Source organism: Paenibacillus zanthoxyli JH29 (assembly GCF_000520715.1).
Taxonomy (GTDB): domain Bacteria; phylum Bacillota; class Bacilli; order Paenibacillales; family Paenibacillaceae; genus Paenibacillus_AQ; species Paenibacillus_AQ zanthoxyli.
Window position 1 is genome coordinate 1 of sequence record NZ_ASSD01000026.1, and the last position, 2,901, is coordinate 2,901.

The 2,901-nt window shown below is 41.3% G+C and carries 4 protein-coding genes; all 4 read right to left on the reverse strand.

The features are described from left to right. Positions 1–54: 54 nt before the first annotated feature. The gene (locus tag L691_RS31695; RefSeq protein ID WP_156934120.1) at positions 55–306 is read right to left on the reverse strand and encodes a hypothetical protein; all 252 of its coding nucleotides are present in this window, start codon (positions 304–306) and stop codon (positions 55–57) included. Further along, complete coding sequence (locus L691_RS0101125; RefSeq protein ID WP_025688239.1) at positions 249–590, reverse strand: hypothetical protein; 342 nt, start codon at positions 588–590, stop codon at positions 249–251. The genes L691_RS31695 and L691_RS0101125 overlap by 58 nt, the downstream gene beginning before the upstream one ends. A gap of 469 nt (positions 591–1,059) precedes the next feature. Next, positions 1,060–1,578 (reverse strand): hypothetical protein, encoded by a 519-nt coding sequence (locus L691_RS0101135; protein ID WP_025688243.1) that lies wholly within the window; start codon positions 1,576–1,578, stop codon positions 1,060–1,062. 132 nt (positions 1,579–1,710) lie between these two features. Further along, complete coding sequence (locus L691_RS0101140) at positions 1,711–2,385, reverse strand: hypothetical protein (protein ID WP_025688244.1); 675 nt, start codon at positions 2,383–2,385, stop codon at positions 1,711–1,713. Positions 2,386–2,901 lie beyond the last annotated feature (516 nt).

A 2,901-nucleotide genomic window follows, 5' to 3' on the forward strand; every position in this document is an offset into this window, starting at 1 on the left:
CGGGCGGCGGCAGCAGCCGCCGGCTGCAAAGTGACGAGGCCGTGGGTACGGGCTTCATTTACTTTTATTTTTTCTCTTTTTAATCACCTGATTGTTTAAAATCATCTCAAGCATCCCCAGTTTTAAACTTTGCATTGCATCTTCTTTTGACATCCGCATGTATTTTGATAAAACATTCATATCCTCTTCAAACAAAGCTAAGAAAGCAAGCATTGCTTGTTCATCATGATATACCACAATTCGTTCAATCAACTGTTCGATTTCTCTATCTTCTGCTTCATTTCTTTGAGCATCTTGTTCTTCCATCGGTTCACCGCCTGTTGGGTCATTTGGAGTTCAAATGCAACGTCCTTTTCTTTTTTGCCCAGTATGTATAACTGGTAGATGATTTCTTTACCAATTTCTGAAGATAACGAATTCAGGAGCTGCCCCACTATAATTCTATTGTCAGTATCTTGGCTAAAACCAGGATAAGTCCAAATAGGCTCAAAGTTAGACAGTAATTCGCCGTTTTGCTCCTTCTTTACATGATAATGTATCCGCCAAGCCATTCGTTTTAGCTCGGTACGGTAATACTCCAGCAGCGCCATAATAACTCCTCCTTGTATGGTTTAGCCTCTCTATATATAAGGAGTAATTTTGACTACTTTAACAACCAAAATACAAACATTTGTTCCTATTTATTATACCATTTTTAGGGTCTTTTATCAGGTTGTGTTGTAAAAAAATGTTGAAATTCTCCTTATAGAGGAAACCAAAATCCTTAGGTTAAAAGGAGATGAGAGAAAAAGTGGACCCAGAGAGTATAACCAACTTGGTCACGAATGTCGGATTCCCTGTTGCAATATCCGTTATCTTACTGAAGTACGTTTTGCAGAATATAGAATCACAATTTAAGCAGTTGGATAAAACAGTAAGGGAATTGACACTAGCTATTCAGAACCTCCATGTTGAGTTAAAAAAATCCCCGTCAGAAGCTTCCAAAAAACCGATTGAGAAAAAAGAAAGACGCTCTAATTAGAGCGTCTTTTAGCGTCTTTTCTTAGTCAGGCAGAACTTCTAGTCAATAGATACGATCTGCCACTCACCGCTTTTGTCTTTTTCGAAATAAAATGTATATCCCATTTCCGAGGTATTCCCGTCACTGCTTTGATTTTCTCCCTTAACAGGCACTAATATACGCCCATCTTCTTCATGCGCCTCACCAACATCTGTGAATTTGACTGGATTGTCTAAGAGATAATCGTGCACGGTACCGACATTGGGACCAAGTGTCTTATGAAACGTGACTACATCCTTATTAACGATTGCATCAACTGACGCTTTGAGCTTGTCTTTCATGGCCTCATCAATAAGTGGATCTTTAATTTCATCCCATTTGATGTTATTGCTGCTGGATAGCGTAGAATTGTTATCCGTCCCAGTTGTCGAGTCTGTTCCTGAAGTGTTAGACTCAGTCGTATTACTAGATGTTGTCGGTGCTGGGTTATTCGCATTGGTTGGCTCTTGATTGCCACATGCAGCAAGAAATGTTGTCGAGAGTAACAGAGTAGCGATGCCTAGGGTAAGTTTATTCATGTGAGAACACATCCTTTCTGTTATATAGACGATTAAAAGAAGAAAAAGTTTACAACACTCTTTTAAATTTACACTTTTTTAGAAAAAATGCAAAAAACGAGGTTGTCTCTTTAGAGACAACCTCGTTTTTATTTACCGCAAAGCAACCATAGAGTAAACTAGTCGTCTGTCTCCCCTGGCAACGTTTGTACCAGCCTTTAGCTGAGCAGAGCCAGACCCATCCAGAAAGATACCGTTTACCAGTGTGCCAGAACCGACCTTTTCTTTGATAGCGCTTCGGAACTGAGCTGCAGTGCACAAAGTATTTGTAACTACAAGCCAAATGTTATTTGTGTTGTTATAAACAAGACCCGCACGCATAGCGGTACCAGTACGATTCGGCATATGCTGCGCATCTGCAATTGAAGCCCATGTCGAATCATTACCTAACGTCATACTAATTCCGCCTTGTGCCCAGTACTGATAGCGACTAATGACGTTGAGGCTGGCTGCAGAACTGACAATTTGTACAGAGAATTGTTGCTCACGGGAATCCCACACTAATGTACCGCGAGCGTAGCCAACGTTGGTATAACCACTGCCATATTCATCCTTGGTGCCGGCAACCGGAACATCATTATTTACTGCAATGGTTAATAGATCGCCTGTTTGGAAATCAAAGAAACTTCCGTTGATTCCATCACTACTTTGACCTGGAATTGTCGAACCGCCCGGTAGGGCCTTCATGTAAACCTCGGTAGGTGATGTTTTAATGGATTGAAGGAACACACCGTTGCTTGCTGTTACCTGAGAATAAGTGTATGCCATAACTTTTTCCACTCCTATTGATTAATTTTCTTTTGAAGAACAATACTGGGGGAATCACCTCAGCACGCTATTCCCTAGCGTCATTGCCTTGGCGACCTTATCGCCTTCATATATAAGGAGTGTAAGCAGCATTTTTTACAACCGATAATATTAATTTTTTTGAACACCGTTCGTGATCGGCTGGCGCAATGCCCATCAATACCACGGTATGGAATAACTGGCTATCGCTGGTGGAGGTATCGTAGGTGGTACTTTGCTAGAACTTGTGGGTGTACAGTCATTTCCAGGAGTGCTATTGATTCTGCTGCTTGTGGCTTTGGTTATCGCGTGGAGTGAGAAGAAACACGGCTTCCCCCGATAGCAATAAACACGGGGACAACAAGCAAAGCCTACGAACCCAAGTAAATTAATATTCTCCGCAGTTTATTCTAACGGAAAACGTTAGTCATAATGAACGACAGTCTATCCTGAAATAACTTTTATTTCATCATCTGATGGCGCCGCGTTAGCGGCATG